This is a genomic window from Cutibacterium equinum (assembly GCF_028021195.1).
In the GTDB taxonomy this organism is placed as follows: domain Bacteria; phylum Actinomycetota; class Actinomycetes; order Propionibacteriales; family Propionibacteriaceae; genus Cutibacterium; species Cutibacterium equinum.
The window spans coordinates 1,483,846-1,501,479 of record NZ_CP115668.1 but is presented as its reverse complement, the minus strand read 5'-3'; the positions used below and the strand labels follow the sequence as shown (position 1 = coordinate 1,501,479).

The window sequence follows — 17,634 nt, the reverse complement described above, 5'->3', positions numbered from 1 at the left end:
AACGCCTACACATGAAGGAGGGTGCTGGATGGACAGCCAGCTGGAGGACGCCTACCAAGAGGTGCTGAAGCGCAACCCGGGAGAGTCAGAGTTCCATCAAGCCGTGCGGGAGGTCTTCGAGTCCCTCGGCCCGGTGCTCCAGAAGAACCCGCAGTACGTCGAAGCGGCAGTGCTGTCGCGTATTTGCGAACCGGAGCGTCAGATCATCTTCCGAGTCCCGTGGTTCGACGACAAGGGCAAGGTGCGCATCAACCGTGGCTTCCGTGTCGAATACTCCTCTGTGCTGGGCCCCTTCAAGGGCGGACTGCGATTCCACCCTTCGGTGTACCTGGGAACCATCAAGTTCCTCGGCTTTGAGCAGATCTTCAAGAACGCGCTGACCGGAATGCCGATCGGTGGGGCCAAGGGTGGCTCGGACTTTGACCCGCACGAGGCCTCCGACGGTGAGGTCATGAGGTTCTGCCAGTCATTCATGACCGAGCTCTACCGTCATCTCGGTGAGAACACCGACGTGCCTGCCGGCGACATCGGGGTCGGCGGACGTGAGATCGGTTTCCTCTTCGGCCAGTACAAGCGGATCACCAACCGTCACGAGTCGGGGGTCCTCACTGGAAAGGGGCTCACCTGGGGCGGGTCCCTCGTGCGCACCGAGGCCACCGGTTACGGCACTGTCTTCTTCGTCCAGTCCATGCTGGCAACCCGCGGAAAGTCGCTGGACGGGTTGCGAGTGACCGTCTCCGGATCGGGCAATGTCGCCATCTATGCCATCGAGAAGGCCCAAGATCTTGGTGCGACCGTTGTCGCATGCTCGGACTCCAGCGGATATGTCGTTGATGAGAAGGGCATCGACGTCGCCTTGCTCAAGCAGGTCAAGGAGGTCGAACGGGCCCGTATCTGCGAGTACGCCGCTCGTCGTGACTCGGCCACCTTCCACACCGACGGCTCCATCTGGGACACCGCGGTTGACGTCGCCCTGCCCTGTGCCACTCAGAACGAGCTCGACGGTCAGGCGGCCGCCACGCTGATCCGCAACGGCGTGGTTGCCGTGGCCGAGGGGGCCAACATGCCGTGTACCCCCGAGGCTGTGCGCGCCTTCCAGGAGGCCGGTGTGCTCTTTGCTCCCGGCAAGGCCTCCAACGCCGGTGGTGTGGCCACCTCTGCCCTGGAGATGCAGCAGAATGCTGCCCGCGACTCCTGGGATTTCGACGCCACCGAAGCCCGACTCCAGCAGATCATGGCCGACATCCACGACCGTTGCATCGAGACCGCCGAGGCCTACGGTCACCCGGGTGACTACGTCATGGGCGCCAATATTGCCGGATTCACCAAGGTGGCCGACGCCGTCATCGCGATGGGTGTCGTCTGAGTTGCGTCCACCGCCTCCGCGCGGGGCCGAGGAGGCGAGGATGACCGGCGATGAGGTGATCTCGCGGCATCGTGGCCGGCAGTGGCCACACCGGCAAGGCTCGGCCGTGGTACAGGCTGCCGACCATGATGGGCGGGGTCACCTCCTCAGCGCGGCTCCGGGTGGACCAACCCGAAGAGACCACGCGGGTCAAGGGGGTCGCAATCCCATTGGATCGTCGTGGTATCCGGTCCCATCCGCACAGTGAGGCCATGAGGGCTGGAGATGACGTCGAGCTTGGCGACGAAGGTGTCTCCCTGCCACCCACCGCTGGCTGCGATGTCGACGAAGCCCTCACCGACCTGACAGTGGGACCTCAACCATTCCTCGTGTCCGACCACAATGTCCACGGCGGCATCGACGATGCCGAACTGGGGTTGGGTGAAGCGCCAGGACATCGCCCAGGCCTCACCATCACCGCGAGGGGAGACGACGATGTGAGAACCGTCGCTGATGCCTTGCACCGAGCGCGTCGGGTCAAACTGGCCGCGCACCGTGGGCAGGATGCGCACGATCTCCTCGGGTTCGGGATCGATCCCCTCTGCCAGTGCCGGCACAAGGTGGTCCCAGACGATCTGCAGTATGGCCTGCTTGTCCCCAGGTCCTTCTCCGACCTCATTGGTCATGACGACGACGGCGTCAACCTCGGGGATGACGAGGGCAAACTGACCGAAGGCGCCGTCGAGACGGTAACCGTGGCTCGATATCCAGGTCTGCCAGCCATAACCCAGCCCCCACTCGGGGCCAGTGAGCCCATCGGATTCGACCTGTTTGACCCGGTGTTGTTCGATCCATTCCTGGGGGAGCAGACGCGTGCCGTCATGGATGCCGTCGTCGAGGAGGAGCTGGGCGAATCGGCCCATGTCCTCGGCGTCGATGTGCAGACCGCTGAATCCCAGCGATATCCCGTCCTTGTCGCAGACCCATGCGTGCGGCCCGCAGCCCAGCGGCTCCAGCACTTCTCGGGTGATGATGGTGTCGACGTCGACCCCGGTGTGTCGGCGCACGACCCGAGACAGCATCCAGGTGCCGAGGTTGTTGTAGGCGAAGTCGACCCCACGACGTCGGGCAGGCTCGGTCGCCAGCCACAGCTTGGCGGTTTCGGTGTCGGGAATCCTCAGCAGACCCAGAGGAGGTTCTGCGAGTTGTTCGGGGGAGTGGCCGGTTGCCATCGCCAGGACATCACCGACCGTGATGGACCTTGCCAGCGGGCCGGTCTGGTCGGTGCAGGCGGCAGGCAACAGATCGGCCAGGGTGTCGTCGTAGCCGAAAGCGCCACGATCCACCGCGATGCCGACGGCTGCAGAGGTGAAGGTCTTCGAGCAGGAATAGACCAGGCTGGGGACCTCGGGGCTCCAGGGTGCCCAGCGGCGTCGACCGACGACCTGTCCGTGCTGACGGACGATGAGTCGGTGCGGGTGGACTCCGGCCTGTTCGAGGGCATCGGCGGTGATGTCGAGGACACTGTCGATCATGAGCCCACTGTAGGGCCGGTGACCAGGGCCTCGGGGCGCTGAATGAACGGATTCTCCCTCGAATCGGTCCTCCTGGAACGGTCGTGACAGACTGGCAGGGTGAAGAAGGTCATCATTCTCGGCTCCACCGGCTCGATCGGAACGCAGACCCTGGAGGTCATTGCCTCACGTCGCGACCACTTCGAGGTCGTCGGCGTATCGGCAGGTGGTTCCGATGTGGGTCTGCTGGCCCAGCAGGTGCTCGACTTCTCCATCCCCGTGGTGGCACTGGCACGCCAGGACGCCGCCGAGGAACTCCTGCGAGCACTGGCGGTCCAGGCTGGGTCGCGTGACATTCCGGTGCCCAACCCCCAGATTCTGACCGGCCCGCAGGCCTCGACCCAGCTGGCTGGGATGCCCGCTGACGTCGTCTGCAACGCCATCACCGGAGCTGCTGGTCTGCGCCCGACGCTGGCAACCCTGGCCGCCGGGACGACCTTGGCCCTGGCAAACAAGGAATCCCTGGTCATTGGTGGCAAGCTCGTCACCCAGGCAGCCGCTCCCGGACAAATCGTCGCGGTCGACTCCGAGCACTCCGCCTTCGCCCAGTGCCTGCGTGGGGGAAGGCGCAATGAGGTGCGCCGCCTCGTCCTGACGGCCTCCGGTGGTCCGTTCCGCGGCCGTGACAGGCAGTCCCTCGCCGATGTCACCGCTGCCGACGCCATGAAGCACCCCACCTGGAACATGGGACGCGTCATCACCATCAACTCCTCGACCCTGGTCAACAAGGGGCTGGAGCTGCTCGAGGCCGCCCTGCTCTATGACGTCGACCTCGACGACATCACCGTCGTCGTCCATCCCCAGTCCATCGTTCACTCCATGGTGGAGTTCTGGGATGGCGCCACCATTGCCCAGGCCTCCCCTCCCGACATGAAGTTGCCCATCGCCTTGGGGCTGTCGTGGCCCGATCGTCTCCCCGAGGCCGCAGCGTGTTGCGACTGGTCGACGGCCACCCAGTGGACCTTCGAGCCACTGGACAACGAGACCTTCGGGGCAGTGGAGCTGGCTCGACGTGCGGGCAAGGCTGCCGGTACCGCGCCGGCTGTGTTCAATGCCGCCAACGAGTCGTGTGTCGACGCCTTCTGCGAGGGCCGCATCGGATTCCTCGACATCACCGACACCATCGCAACCGTCCTCGACGAGCACCTGACGCAAGACGGCAATGGCGAGCCTGGCGCTCGTCACATCGGTGACGAAAACCTCAGCCTCGACGCCGTGCTGGCCGCCGACTCGTGGGGTCGGCGCCGCGCCGCCGAGCTGTGCGCACAGGGACGCGGCCAGTGACCGTTCTCATCGAGGTTCTGGCGGGAATCCTCTTCTTCGCCCTCATCATCCTGTCGGTGTTGTTGCACGAGTGTGGCCACTTCATCCCGGCGAAAATCTTCGGGGTCAAGGTCACCGAGTTCTTCGCCGGATTCGGGCCCAAGATATGGTCCTTCAGACGCGGGGAGACCGAGTATGGGTTCAAGTGGATTCCGCTGGGCGGCTATGTGCGCCTGGTCGGGATGTATCCCGCCGAGGTGCATCACCGTCATACTAACAAGCTGACGAAGCTGGCCGACGAGGCCCGGGCAGCCGAGGCCGAGGAGATCACCGACGCCGACCGCGGACGTCTTTTCAGCGACAAACCCGTCTGGCAGCGTCTCGTCATCATGAGTGGTGGCATTCTCACCAACCTGCTGCTGGCCTTCCTGCTGTTCTGGGGAGTGTTCGGTATCTACGGTCGGCCCGCCGAGACGACCCTGGTGGCTGCCGTGACCCCGTGCGTTCAACTCACCAAGAGCCAGGGGGACTGCTCGCCGGACGACCCGCCGGCCCCAGCAGCTCAGGCCGGGTTGGAACCGGGGGACCGGATCGTTTCATTCAACGGTGTCCGGGTCGAGTCGTGGTCCCAGTTGCAACCACTCATCCGTGACAACGGGGAAGGGCAGGTACGTCTCGTCGTGGAGCGGGACGGCCGCCTGGTGAATCTCACCCCGACGCGGACCATTCTCAACCAGGTGCCTGACATCAACAATCCTGGCCGCACCGTCACGGTGGGATACCTGGGATTCAGCCCGACAATGGTGATCGTTCATTCCGGGCCGGGCGACACCGCTTCGCAGATGTGGACGATGTCGAAGCAATCCTTGAGCGCTTTGGCCCGACTCCCCGTGTTGACATGGAATGTCGCCTCCGACATGGTCACCGGGCGTGCTCGTGACGCCAACAGCCCCATGAGTATTGTGGGAGCCTCCCGGGTGGCCGGCGACATCGCTGGCAATGGGCAACTGACCGTCGGGGACAAGGTTGCCTCCGGGGCGAGTCTGCTCGGCGGTCTCAACCTGTTCCTCTTCTGGTTCAACGTGGTACCCCTGCCACCGATGGATGGCGGACACATCGCCGGAGCCATCTACGAGGCGTGCAAGCGAGGGATTTTCCGGCTCGCGGGCAAGCCTGATCCGGGCCCGGCCGATACCGCAATGATGCTGCCCGTGGCGTGGACGATCGGCGTCCTCATGCTTGTCATGGGAGTGATCTTGGTCGTCGCTGACGTGATTTCCCCAGTCAAGATCTTCTGAGACGACCGCCGTCGTGTGAACGAGGCCTGAGCTGTCGTCACGCCACGCCACGACAGAGGAAAACTTGGTGAATTGTCGGTGACAACCGTGCTTGGGGTCGTATCACCGTGGCAAGGTGGCGCGCGAACGCTCCCTGTCACGAGATGGGATTGACCATGAACACACTGTCCAGACGCATCCTGGCAAGCCTGTCGGCCCTGTCGTGCGGCGCCGCCACCATCGTCGCGGTCCAACCGGCCCATGCTGATTCGGTGGCAGCCAGCCACGTCGTCATCAATGAGGTCTATGGAGGTGGCGGTAACTCCGGTGCCACCTGGACCCACGACTTCGTCGAACTGCTCAATCCCACCGACGCGGAGGTCTCCGTCGAGGGTTGGAAGCTGGAATACCTCACCGCCAAGGGCAAGGTGGCCAATACCTGCACCCTCAGCGGCACCGTCAAGGCTGGTGGCTACTTCTTGGTGCAGGAGGCCAAGGGAGACGGTGGCAGCAAGCTTCTCCCGGCCCCCGACGCGCAGTGCACGGCAGCCATGAGCGCCACCAAGGGCTCGGTTCGTGTCCTTGACGCATCGGGGACTGCCGTTGACCTGGTGGGTTATGGCGCCGCATCGGTGGCCGAGAAGAAAGCTGCTCCCGCCCCGTCGAACACCACCTCGATCGAGCGTCGCAATGGCGTCGACACCGACGACAACTCGGCTGACTTCACAGTGGGCGACCCCACCCCGACGAATTCAGGTTCCGCACCGTCGCCCACACCCACCCCGTCGCCCACACCCACCCCGTCACCCACATCGACTCCCACCCCGGAACCTGGTGTGACCCCGATCGCCGCAATCCAGGGCAATGGTCCGGCCAGCCCGCTGGTCGACAAGACCGTCACCACGGTGGGAGTCGTCACCGCTGCCTACCCGACCGGCGGATTTGACGGCATCTACATCCAGACCCCGGGAAGCGGTGGCGTCCCGAAGAAGGCCACCGACGCCTCGGATGGTGTCTTCGTGTACTCGAAGTGGGCTGCCGCCAACATCAAGGTCGGCGACTGTGTGACCGTCAAGGGCACCGTCACTGAGTTCCACGACCTCACCGAGATCGCTGGTAAGACCCGAGTTGAGCGCACCTCCGGTTGCACCCCCGTCAAGGCCACCGAGCTGACCTCCCTGCCGGCCACTGACGACGAGCGGGAGGTCTACGAGGGCATGCTCGTCAAGCCCACCAGCGGCTACACCATCACCAACAACTATGGCCTCAACCAGTACGGCCAGATCGGTCTGGCCGACGGTGACAAGCCCCTCTACCAGGGCACCGAGGTCGCGCGTCCGGGCAAGGACGCCGAGGCCGTCGAGGCTGCCAACCAGGCCAAGTACATCAATCTTGACGACGGTTCCTCGTGGAACTTCATGACCAATGCCGACGCCAAGAACTCGCCTCTGCCGTATCTGTCCCAGAACACCCCGATGCGCACCGGCACCCACGTCGAGTTCACCTCGCCGGTCATCATGGACCAGCGGTTCGGTTGGAATTTCCAGCCCACCGGTCAGGTCGTCGGCTCGGACTCGCGGCTGTCGCCGATCCAGGCTGGGAACAACCGCCCGGACACTCCGCCGGCTGTCGGCGGTGATGTCACACTGGCCAGCTTCAATGTGCTGAGCTACTTCACCGATCTGGGTCAGGACGAGCCGGACTGCAAGGCTTATGCCGATCGTGACGGAAACGCGGTCGCGACCAACTTCTGCCTGGTCCGTGGCGCCTACACCCCGCAGGCCTTCGCCGACCAGCAGGCCAAGATCGTCACTGCGATCAACGGGCTGGATGCCGATGTCGTCTCCCTCGAGGAGATTGAGAACTCCGCCCAGATCACCTGGCGTCCGGGACAATCTCGCGATGCGTCCCTGGCAAACCTCGTCGACGCCCTCAACAAGGCTGCTGGCAAGAAGGTGTGGGCCTACGTGGCCAGCCCGACCGTCGTTCCTCCCAACGAGGACGTCATCCGCTCGGCCTTCATTTACAAGGTCGGCAAGGTTTCCCCGGTGGGGGCCTCACAGATTCTGGCCGACCCGGCCTTCGCCAATGCCCGTCAACCGCTGGCTCAGCGCTTCCAGCCGGAGGGGTCCAAGCGCACCTTCGTGGCGGTCGTCAATCACTTCAAGTCCAAGGGCTCAGGTGAGGACGACGGCACCGGTCAGGGCAAGGCGAACCCCAGCCGCGTCGCCCAGGCCAAGGCCCTGACGGGTTGGGTGAACACGACCTTCAAGGACGACTCGGTCTTCATGCTCGGAGACTTCAACGCCTATGCCATGGAGGATCCGATCCTTGCCATCAAGGACGCCGGGTTCAGTGAGGTCGTCGAGGAGCACGATCCGGGTGCCGCCAGCTACCAGTTCTCCGGCCGTGTCGGTTCCTTGGACCACATCTTCGCCAATGCCAAGGCCCATGAGCTGATCTCTGGCGCCGGCATCTGGGACATCAACGGGTCTGAGTCGGTGGCGATGCAGTATTCGCGTCGCAACTACAACGTGACCGATTTCCACACCACCAGCCAGTTCGCTGCCTCGGATCATTCCCCGGCACTGGTCGGCTTCTCGATGCAGGCTCCGGTCCCGACTCCGACTCCTTCCCCGACGGGCAGTGCCACCCCGTCGCCCACCGTCTCCCCGTCGACCACTGCGACGGTGACGCCGACGACCACCGTTTCACCGTCGACCACGCCCCCGGTTTCCCCGTCGAGCACCCCGACGACCACCCCGTCGGTGACGCCGACCACCACCCCGGCCCCGACCACGAGCCCCACCTCGACGCTCGCCCCGGCCCCCGGTTATGTGCCGGGAACTCGTCCTGGTCTGCCGTACACCGGAGTCTGACGAACCCCTCCCAGCACCCGCCCTGCCACCTCGGTTGGGCGGGTGCTCGCTGTCAGCGTCACCACACCGGTGGACGTAGGTGACACAATGGGAGTGACAATCCGCGATTTCAGGAGTGACACGTCAATGACCGTGAACCTGGGCATGCCCACCCCTCCCGTTCCGACCTTGGCGCCGCGTCGCAAGACGCGCCAGATCAAGGTGGGAGATGTGCTGGTCGGTGGTGACGCACCCATCTCGGTGCAGTCCATGACGACAACCAAGACCCACGACATCGGTGCCACCCTTCAGCAGATCGCCGCCCTGACCGCAGCCGGTTGTGACATCGTGCGCGTCGCCTGCCCGACCGACAAGGACGCCGAGGCTCTTCCGATCATCGCCAAGCAGTCCCAGATCCCGGTCATCGCTGACATCCACTTCCAGCCGAAGTACGTCTTCCAGGCGATCGAGGCCGGCTGTGGCGCGGTGCGCGTCAACCCTGGCAACATCCGCAGGTTCGACGACCAGATCGAGGCGATCTGCAAGTCCGCCACTGAGCACGGCACCAGTATCCGCATCGGCGTCAATGCCGGGTCCCTCGACAAGCGTCTGCTCGACAAGTATGGTGCCCCGACCGCCGAGGCCATGGTGGAATCGGCGCTGTGGGAGGCCAGTCTGTTCGAGCAGTACGGGTTCCGCGACTTCAAGATCTCGGTGAAGCACCACGATCCCGTTGTCATGATCCGCGCCTATGAGCAGCTTGCCGCTCAGTGCGATTACCCCCTCCACCTGGGCGTCACAGAGGCTGGACCTGCCTTCCAGGGCACCATCAAGTCCGCGGTGGCCTTCGGACACCTGCTCTCCGAGGGTATCGGCGACACCATCCGCGTCTCCCTGTCGGCCGATCCGGTTGAGGAGGTCAAGGTCGGCATCAAGATCCTGGAGTCGCTCAACCTGCGCCCCCGTGGTCTGGAGATCGTGTCCTGCCCGTCCTGTGGACGCTGTCAGGTCGACGTGTTGTCCTTGGCCAACGACGTCACCGACGCTCTGGAAGGAATTGATGCCCCGCTGCGCGTTGCCGTCATGGGTTGCGTCGTCAACGGCCTGGGCGAGGGCCGTGAAGCTGACCTTGGTGTTGCTGCCGGTAACGGCAAGGGCAAGATCTTCAAGCACGGCGAGGTCATTCGCACCGTTCCCGAGAATGAGATCGTCCAGACCCTCGTCGACGAGGCGAACCGGATGGCCGAGACCATGGACGAGACCGGGGAACCGGAAGTCGCGGTCTCCTGAGGTGTTCACCAGGGTCAGGGTCCTTGACGACACCGACGTTGGTCAGGTCACTGAATTCCTGCAGCAGGACCCGGTAGGAAATCTCTTCCTCCTGTCGCGCATCCAGGCCAATGGCTTGGATCGCGGCAGGCTGGGGTGCCCTGTCGTCGGTGTGGTGCATTCCGGGGAATTGCAGGGGATGCTTCACTTGGGGGCCAACGTCGTTCCGGTGGCCTCTGACGAGTCGACGATCGAGGTCTTGTCCTCCAAGGTTGGTCCGTGGCGGACCTCCTCGTCGATGATGGGTCGATCCGGGCCAGTGATGGCTCTGCACCGCATCCTGTCGCAGCGCTACCCGCGCGCCTGGGGTCGGCCTCGCGAGGTTCGTGCCTGTCAACCGTTGTTGGAGTTGCACGAGCCGTCCCGTGTGGGCGCCGATCCTCGTGTCAAGGCTGCCACGATGGATCACTTCCAGGCGTATTTCCAGGCTGCGGTGGCGATGTACACCGAGGAGGTCGGCGTCAGCCCGATCGAAAGCTCCGGCGGGTACATGAGTCACATGCGCACCCTTGTCCAGAAGGGCCACTGCTTCGACATCGTCGATGATGATGGAACCGTGCGATGGAAGTCCGACATCGGCGTCGACTGGCGCACGCACTGTCAGATTCAGGGGGTCTGGCTTGACCCGGCGTGGCGTGGCAAGGGGCTCGCCGACGCTGCCATGACGGCCGTGGCACAGTTGTGTCGGCGTCGCTACGAGTCGGTCTCCCTCTACGTCAATGACTTCAACACCCGCGCCCTGGCCATGTACCGCACCGTGGGTTTCCGTCAGGTCGGAGAGATGGCCACGGTGCTGTACTGAGGGCACATGGCCACCCACCAAGGACGTCCATGAGTACGTCCCGGTTGCATGGATGCGTGTGGTCTCGTCATGAACATGGTGGGTGGTGTGCGCCGGACCATGAGATGGGCAGGAAGCAGGGACTCCTCAGGCTGCCCTGCGGCGTAGCCACGCGCCCAGCAGACCATGCTTGGGAGCAAGCAACCAACTCAGCAGGAAGACCACGGTGGAGACGAGGACGATCGTTCCGCCGGCCGGCAGGTCGACCGACCACGACAGGTACAGACCGACCAGGGCGCACACAGCCCCGATGATCGGAGCCAGCAGCATCATCGTCGACAACCGGTTGGTGAGCATACGAGCCGTCGAGGCCGGGGTGACCAGCAGAGCCAGCACCAGAACGTTGCCGATGACCTGCACCGACATGACGACGGTGAGCGTGACCAGGACGTAGAGAACCAGGTCCAGGGCGAAGACCGGCATGTGGGTGGCGCGAGCAGTCTCGCGGTCCAGGCCGACGGTCACCAGCTCCTTGTGCAGGGCTCGTTCCGCCAGCAGTATCAAGGCGCCGCCGACGCAGACGATGACAATGTCGTCAGTGGTGATGCCGGTGATGGATCCGAAGAGGAACTGCTGCAGGGAACCCGCATACCCGGGCGCTCGAGAGATGATGACGATTCCCAACGCGAAGGCTCCCGCGAAGAGGATTCCGATGACCGAGTCCTCCTTGAGGCGTCGGTTCTGGGAGACGATGGCCACCAGGACGGCCGTGACGAGACCGGCCACAGTGCCACCCAACAGCAGCGACCCCTGTAACAGGAAGGCCACAGCCAAACCGGGGAAGACCGAGTGCGCCACTGCGTCTCCGATGAAGGCCATGCCTCGCAGCACGACATGGGAACCGATGACTCCGGCAACCATCGAACAGACCACGGCAACCAGCAAGGCCTTCGGCAAGAAGACCAGCAGGGGATTGGTGAGATCAGTGAAGAACTCCCAGGGAGTGAGCATTGATGGTTCCTTGTCAGAGGGGGGTGGGGACGGGTTCGGCAGCCCCGACCATGGTCAGCAGCGGAGAATTCTCGGAGACCCCAAAGGCCTTCATCCACATCGTCGGATCGCGCAACTCCTGCGGGGTGGAGTCGGCAATGACGGTGCGGTTGATGAGACACACCCGGTCAGCGGTGGCCATGGCCTGCGCGAGGTCATGGGTCGTCATGACCAAGGTGGTGCCGTCGGCAGCCAAGCGGCAGAACAGCTCGGTGAGCATCTCCTGGGTCGGCATGTCGACCCCGGTGAACGGCTCGTCAAGGAGCAGCACTGACGGACGCGTGGCCAGGGCTCGGGCAATGAGAACACGCTGACGCTGACCACCAGACAGTTCCCCCACCGTGCGATCTGCCAGGTCCGCCATGTCGGCGGTCCGCAGGGCGTCGCGCACGGCGACGTGGTCATCCTTGCCGGGACGACGCAGCCACCCGATGTGGCGGGTCCGTCCGCTCATGACGACGTCAGCGACGCTGATGGGGAAGTCCCAGGCAAATTCGTGACGCTGGGGGACGTAACCGATGTGACGCCATCCCTTGCCCGCAGCGGCCCCAGCAACCTCCACGCTGCCCTTGGCCGGCTTCACCAGGCCAAGCATGGTGCGCAACAAGGTTGTCTTGCCGGCCCCGTTGGGCCCCAGGAGAGCCAACAGGTCACCCCTGCTGGCTGACACGTTGACGTCGTGAAGCACCTGGCGCCCGCCCAGGTTGACGGCCACGTCAGTGATCGCGATGGATCCCAGGTCACTCATGCGAACTCGTTTCGTCGTTGGAGTTCTTGGCTGACGTCGCGTCCTTGTCCTCGTCCTTCCACACCTCGTCGTGCAACTTCTTCGACTTGGAGCGGCTGACCAGGGCGCCGATGACAATGCCGACGATGACGACTCCGGCGATGATCGCGATGATCATGCCCCGCGAGGTGCCGCTGTCAGAATCGTTGCTGGACGTGGGGGAGGCTGCCGCCGACGACGACGCCTTGGCCGGAGCTGAGGTCGCGGCAGAACCGCTTGTCGATGCGTTGTCAGACGCTGAGGAATCCGATGCCGCTGATGCCTGGGCCGATGCCGAGGCAGAGGCCCCCAAGGCGCGAGCTTCGTCGGCCGAACCCTTGTCACCGATGACGAACCTCATCTTGGTCGAGAAGGAGTGCTTGGTGCCCTTGGCGTCAGTCCCGCGCACATCGACGGAGATGGTCTGGGCTCCCGGATCGGAGAACACCCAGTTGGCGTGAACGTGAGTGTTGGCCTCCATGTGCACCAGCTGTTCGCCGGACTTGGTGGAGTCATACAGCGCCATGGGGGCGTCGAAACCGTTCTCGATGAACATGTGGGCCTGACCGGGGCCTTCGTGGCCGGTGAAGACGAGATCGGCGCCGCGCGGGAAGTTCTTGACGATCTCGGGGGCCTGGGTGTTCCAGCCCAGCCACACGACCTTCTGGTCCTGGGTCTGGGGAATGACGTAGGCCTTCTTGCCACGCATGTCGCCGAGGAAGGAGTAGGTGTCGTCGTTCGGCACGTCGATCAGGGACGCATCGACCACGCGCAGGACGGCGTCGTCGGTGCTGCGCCACACTGGCGGGTTGGCGCTGTCGTCGCGGGCCATGAGGGTGAACTGGCCGTCAATGAGGCGAGGGCCGACATCGACGTGGCCGCGCTTGATCTCGGCGGGTCCCTTGGCCACTTTCTCGCTGTCGGTCACCGTCTGCTTGAGGGCAGGATCTGGCGGTGGGGTCGGGGCGGCCTGGGCTGGCTGGGAGAGCGAGAAGCCAGCGCTGAGCGCGATGAACATGGCAGACAGAGCCGCCACCCGACGGTGTTTGGTAATCATGGATTCCTCCGCAGGAGCGTCATCCCAGGCACTTGGCCAGGGAATCAGCGTCGAATTTCATGAGGTCGATGTAGTTCGTGACTTGGTCGTCGAAGGTGTCGCCATAGATCGGGCAGACCTGGACACCATTCTCGGCGGCGATGGCTGCGAGCACTGAGGAACCACGCAGCACATTGGGTTCCAGGAACACGGCCGGCACCTTGAGGTCGGCGATGGTCTGGTTGAGTTTGCGTCGTTGAATCATGGACGGTTCGACACCGGGATTGGCGGTGACGAATCCAGCCACATGCATGCCGTGAGCCTGGGCCAGGTACCCGTAAGCGTCATGACTGGTGATGAGCTGACGCCGCCCCTTGGGAATGCTGGCGATCTTGCGATCGACGTAGTGCGCGGTCTCGTCGAGTTTCGCCATGTAGGCCTTGGCATTCGCCCGGTAGGTCTGGGCTCCGTCAGGGTCGGCCTTCACCAAGGCGTCACGAATGACCTGCACGTAGGCCTTGGTGTTCTTGATGCTCATCCACAGGTGCGGGTCGATCTCACCGTGGACGTGCGCACCGAGAACGGCCTGGGGTAGCTGGTGGATCGAGTCACCAGGGTGGCCGAGGAATCGGAAGGCCGGAGTCGGCGGGATCTCGGTGAGGGCCTTCGGAGGCACCCACACCACGGAGGTGTCGGGGTCCAGACGCTTCTGGGTGCGCACACCGCCACCGGTCGGATCGGACAGCAGGATCATCTTGCCCTCGTCGATGTCAGCGGAGAAGTCCGCATGACCCTTGTCGACGACCGTGCGATCAGCGAGTTCGGGAATCGTGCGCGGATCAGCGCCGACGGCAATGGTCAGGGTCTGGGTACCGATGGGGGCAGAGCCCTTGTCCGTGGACAGGGTGGCCGTGAAGGTTGCCTTGTAGACGCCAGGCTTGCTGAAAGCCCACGACATGTGGGTATGGGCGTCGGCGGGAAGCTCGACGTCGTCACGCTCGTCGACGCCGTCAGCGGTCGAGTAATAGATCTGCGGACGACCGAAGGTGCCGGTGATGTAGGCGGTGAGGTCACCAGGACCGTCCACGGACGTCAACTGGAGGTGAACCGAGGACGAGCGGTTGGCTCCTCGAGCAGTGCCCTTGCCGATGACTCGCAGGCCCAGCCAGACGGTGTCCAGGTTGGCATTCTCAACAAGCGGGATGACCTCGGCGCCGTATTTCTGGGCTTCCTCGGCCAGCGAGACGTTGATCGACTCGGGAGGCAGGGATGCGTCGATGGTCTTGATGACCGAATGGGGCTCGAGCATGAGGTAGTTCGACAGCGCGACCTTTGAGTACACGACGGTCCTCACGTCACGCAGCGACGGCTCGTAAGTGTGGGGGTCGGCGCCGGAAGGCACCATCGAGGTGACGGTGGCACGATCGCCGGCGACGTTGCGCGTCAGGTCAGCGAGGATGGGCGTGGTCGTCACCACGGAGAGCTTGTCGTTCTGGGAAGCGGGCGAGTGGCCGCACCCAGCCAGGAGGCTGAGTGCGGCCACGACGCACAACAGGCGTTTTCTCACCCGCGTCGTCTCCTCGCCACGAGGAGAGCGCCAGTCAGACCGACGACCACCAGGGCTCCTTCCATCAGACCCTGGTTGGTCGGGGAGACGATACCGGTGTCGCCGAAGGTGCCGTTCTCACCGGTGGAAGGCATCGCGTTGAGGTCGCAGGGCTGGCCATCGGTGGTGCGGCCCACGATGGTGTAGCCCGGCTCGGTGCTCTGGTCGGCAGCAGCGGAGGTCGACACCGTGCCAATGGAGGCAGCGACCGACTGGGGATTGATGCCCACCGCGAAGTGGAGGGTGCCAGTGGCGCTGACCTTCTTGCCGTCCTTGGTGGTGGCCGACTGGGTGACAGTCACGGCGTAATGACCAGGAGCGGTGAACACCCAGTTGGGGTGAGCGTGGGTGTTGGGCGGGATGGTGTAGCTGGTGGGTCCACCAACGTTGTCGAAGACCCGCTGGCCCACTCCGCCACCGAAGGTGCCGGACATGAACACGGCCAACTTGCCGGGGCCACTGATGCTGTCGAGGTGCATGTCGACCGGGCCAGTGGTGCCGTTGACGATGGAGTCGTGCATGGTGTTGACGCCCAGCCACGGCACTCCGGGGACCTGGGTCGCGCCGATGAGCCACACCTTGGTGCCGCCCTTGGCGATGAACTCCATACCTGCCGGGGCAGTGGTGTTGGCCTTGTCGCCGACAGCCATCACGATGCTCGAGGGGGTGACCCACTTCGCCGGGGCGGAGCGGTCGTCCTTGAGAGCGGAGATGAGCTTGCCCGACTGCAACTGGACGCCCCAGTCGAAGTGACCCTCGGTGGCGATGGACGCAGGCTGGCGCACCGTCTGAGTGGTCTTCGTCGCGGTGGTGGCAGCCTTGGTGCGGATCTTCACCGGACGGCAGATCTGCTTCTTGGCGGGCGAGCTGCTGGTGGGAGCGCCCTGGGCCGATCCGGCCGAGCCGGAGTTGTTGTCAACGGTGGTCGCCGGCTTGTCGCCGATGACGCCGAGAGCGCCGAGGGGCTGGTCAGAACCACCCTTGGTGCTGTGCTTGCCGGGAGCCGGGTTGCCACCCTTGCTGCCGTGACCGGCAGGGCAGGTGTTGGCTGCGGCGATGGCCTTGGAGCCAACCACCCAGGTGTAGGTGTGGGTTCCGGTGCTGACGGTCTTACCGCTGCGAACAGCGGTGGCGTCAACGGTCATGTCGTAGCGGCCAGGCTTGGTGAACACCCAGTTGGCGTGCACGTGGGACGGCTGCTTGACGGTGATGGTACCCGGGAAGGTCTTGGAGCCACCGTCGAGCAGGGCCTGGACCCCACCGAAGGAACTCTGCGAGAACAGGTGCACCTGGCCGGGGCCCTTGACGTTGCGGATGTTGATCTTGACCTCGTTGAAGCCATTGCGCTTGACGTCGAAGGTCTCCCAACCTGGCCACAGCAGATCCTGGTTCTGCGTGATGGGCAGCAGGTAACCCTTGGGAGTACCGGGGTACCCGTTCGGAATGGGAATCAGGGCGGAGTCCTTGACGGCCAGCACAACACTTTCCGGGGTGTGGAGCACGCCCTCGCCGGTCACGTCCTCCTTGATCTGCAAGTTGAGACCGTTATTGGCGGCTGACCCGACGCGGAAGACGTCGGAGTGGCCGTGGTCAAGAACGAGCTTCTGATAGCAGGGCTTCTTGTCCACGGCCGGCTTGGGAGCCGGCTTAGGGTTCGCAGTGACCTTGGGGGTCGGGGTGACCTTGGGGGTCGGCTTGGGAGCAGGTGTCGGCTTCACAGTGGCCGATGGCGTGGGCTTCGGGGTCGGGGTGACCTTGGGGGTCGGCTTGGGGACAGGTGTCGGCTTCACAGTGGCCGATGGCGTGGGCTTCGGAGTCGGGGTGACCGTCGGAGTCGGCGTGGGCTTCGGGGTCGGAGTCACCGACGGCGTCGGTGCGGGAGCCGGCTTGCCCCACGGGGCCGGAAGGGCTGTCTCGTCACCAACCACCCAGGTGTAGGTGTGCGGCTTGGTCTGGAAGCTCTTTCCACCCTTGACCGAGGAGGCCTGGACGGTCATGGTGTAGACGCCCGGCTTGGCGAACACCCAGTTGGCGTGCACGTGGGACGGCTGCTTGACCGTGATCGTACCCGGCAGGGTGGTGGAGTCGGCGTCGAGCAGGGGCTGGATTCCGCCGAAGGATCCCTGCGAGAACAGGTAAACCTTGTCCGGTCCCTTGACATCGCTGATGTTGATCTTGACCTCGTTGAAGCCATTGCGCTTGACGTCGAAGGTCTCCCAACCCGGCCACAGGACCTCACGGTTCTGGGTGAGGGGGAGGACGTACCCCTTGGGGGCACCAGGCATTCCTGCCGGGATGTCCATGATCGCGGGGTCCTTGACCTTGAGGAGCACGTTCTCCGGTGAGCGCAGGACGCCCTCGCCGGTCACGTCCTCCTTGAGCTTGAGATCGATCCCGCCATCCTTGGCTGATCCGACCCGGAAGATGTCGGTGTGGCCATGGTCGAGGACGATGGGCTGTTCGCTACTCGGGTTCGAAGGAGTGTCCGATCCGGCGGCCGAGCGCTCCGCGGAGTTCGGTGCCGGGGGGACGTCGGGGTTGACGATGGGCCTGTCGCTGGCGACATGGCCATTGTGCAGGAGCTCGCGGTCCGGCCCTGCTGCGCTCGCCGACGACGGGGTGATCGTCAGGAATGTCAGCAGGACGGCAAGGAGCGATGCAAACCGTTTCACGGTGGCCTCCAATGTCTTCCTATGGTTTTGCTCAACCATATAATGGGAATGGTTCTCATGGCCACCGGGGTTGCGAT

11 protein-coding genes and 2 pseudogenes are annotated in these 17,634 nt (G+C 64.4%); 7 read left to right on the top strand and 6 right to left on the bottom strand.

Annotation, left to right across the window (positions count from 1 at the left end; genetic code table 11):
• Nucleotides 1–28: 28 nt before the first annotated feature.
• Entirely contained in the window at nt 29–1,366 is a 1,338-nt protein-coding gene (gene gdhA, locus O6R08_RS06880; protein WP_271417467.1) for an NADP-specific glutamate dehydrogenase, read from the top strand.
• Between the two features lie 146 nt (nt 1,367–1,512).
• On the opposite strand, the gene O6R08_RS06875 is transcribed toward gdhA, so the two are convergent.
• The gene (locus O6R08_RS06875) at nt 1,513–2,880 is read right to left on the bottom strand and encodes a serine hydrolase domain-containing protein (RefSeq protein WP_271417466.1); all 1,368 of its coding nucleotides are present in this window, start codon (nt 2,878–2,880) and stop codon (nt 1,513–1,515) included.
• Between the two features lie 99 nt (nt 2,881–2,979).
• Between O6R08_RS06875 and dxr the strand changes: the two genes are divergently transcribed.
• The 6 genes and pseudogenes from dxr (at nt 2,980) to O6R08_RS06845 (ending at nt 10,448) form a co-directional block, all read left to right on the top strand.
• On the top strand, nt 2,980–4,203 hold the full coding sequence (dxr, locus tag O6R08_RS06870) for a 1-deoxy-D-xylulose-5-phosphate reductoisomerase (protein WP_271417465.1): 1,224 nt from the start codon (nt 2,980–2,982) through the stop codon (nt 4,201–4,203).
• Nucleotides 4,200–5,480 (top strand): M50 family metallopeptidase, encoded by a 1,281-nt coding sequence (locus O6R08_RS06865; protein WP_271417464.1) that lies wholly within the window; start codon nt 4,200–4,202, stop codon nt 5,478–5,480. Before dxr ends, O6R08_RS06865 begins: the two co-directional genes overlap by 4 nt.
• Before the next feature lie 143 nt (nt 5,481–5,623).
• Nucleotides 5,624–6,022: pseudogene (locus O6R08_RS06860) on the top strand (lamin tail domain-containing protein); the annotation flags it as partial.
• Nucleotides 6,011–8,079: pseudogene (locus tag O6R08_RS06855) on the top strand (ExeM/NucH family extracellular endonuclease); the annotation flags it as partial. The pseudogenes O6R08_RS06860 and O6R08_RS06855, both read left to right, overlap by 12 nt.
• A gap of 346 nt (nt 8,080–8,425) precedes the next feature.
• Nucleotides 8,426–9,607: a flavodoxin-dependent (E)-4-hydroxy-3-methylbut-2-enyl-diphosphate synthase gene (ispG, locus tag O6R08_RS06850; RefSeq protein ID WP_271417463.1), complete on the top strand. Its 1,182-nt coding sequence runs from the start codon at nt 8,426–8,428 to the stop codon at nt 9,605–9,607.
• 1 nt (nt 9,608) lies between these two features.
• Complete coding sequence (locus O6R08_RS06845) at nt 9,609–10,448, top strand: GNAT family N-acetyltransferase (RefSeq protein WP_271417462.1); 840 nt, start codon at nt 9,609–9,611, stop codon at nt 10,446–10,448.
• Nucleotides 10,449–10,574: 126 nt separating this feature from the next.
• Here O6R08_RS06845 and O6R08_RS06840 read toward each other — a convergent pair whose 3' ends face one another.
• The 5 genes from O6R08_RS06840 to O6R08_RS06820 are packed head-to-tail and all read right to left on the bottom strand — an operon-like array spanning nt 10,575 to nt 17,569.
• Nucleotides 10,575–11,438, bottom strand: coding sequence for an anchored repeat-type ABC transporter permease subunit (locus O6R08_RS06840; RefSeq protein ID WP_271417461.1), 864 nt, complete (start codon nt 11,436–11,438; stop codon nt 10,575–10,577).
• A 13-nt stretch (nt 11,439–11,451) separates the two neighbouring features.
• On the bottom strand, nt 11,452–12,225 hold the full coding sequence (locus tag O6R08_RS06835; RefSeq protein ID WP_271417460.1) for an anchored repeat-type ABC transporter ATP-binding subunit: 774 nt from the start codon (nt 12,223–12,225) through the stop codon (nt 11,452–11,454).
• Nucleotides 12,218–13,300: a choice-of-anchor M domain-containing protein gene (locus O6R08_RS06830; protein WP_271417459.1), complete on the bottom strand. Its 1,083-nt coding sequence runs from the start codon at nt 13,298–13,300 to the stop codon at nt 12,218–12,220. Before O6R08_RS06830 ends, O6R08_RS06835 begins: the two co-directional genes overlap by 8 nt.
• A gap of 19 nt (nt 13,301–13,319) precedes the next feature.
• Nucleotides 13,320–14,846, bottom strand: coding sequence for an anchored repeat ABC transporter, substrate-binding protein (locus O6R08_RS06825; protein ID WP_271417458.1), 1,527 nt, complete (start codon nt 14,844–14,846; stop codon nt 13,320–13,322).
• Nucleotides 14,843–17,569, bottom strand: a complete 2,727-nt coding sequence (locus O6R08_RS06820; protein ID WP_271417457.1) for a TIGR03773 family transporter-associated surface protein — start codon at nt 17,567–17,569, stop codon at nt 14,843–14,845. Before O6R08_RS06820 ends, O6R08_RS06825 begins: the two co-directional genes overlap by 4 nt.
• Nucleotides 17,570–17,634 lie beyond the last annotated feature (65 nt).

Bases quoted from the DNA above. Each gene is read 5' to 3' on its own strand.
- gdhA (WP_271417467.1), top strand. From the start codon at position 29: ATGGACAGCCAGCTGGAGGACGCCTACCAAGAGGTGCTGAAGCGCAAC.
- O6R08_RS06875 (WP_271417466.1), bottom strand. From the start codon at position 2,880: ATGATCGACAGTGTCCTCGACATCACCGCCGATGCCCTCGAACAGGCC.
- ispG (WP_271417463.1), top strand. From the start codon at position 8,426: ATGGGAGTGACAATCCGCGATTTCAGGAGTGACACGTCAATGACCGTG.
- O6R08_RS06840 (WP_271417461.1), bottom strand. From the start codon at position 11,438: ATGCTCACTCCCTGGGAGTTCTTCACTGATCTCACCAATCCCCTGCTG.
- O6R08_RS06835 (WP_271417460.1), bottom strand. From the start codon at position 12,225: ATGAGTGACCTGGGATCCATCGCGATCACTGACGTGGCCGTCAACCTG.
- O6R08_RS06830 (WP_271417459.1), bottom strand. From the start codon at position 13,300: ATGATTACCAAACACCGTCGGGTGGCGGCTCTGTCTGCCATGTTCATC.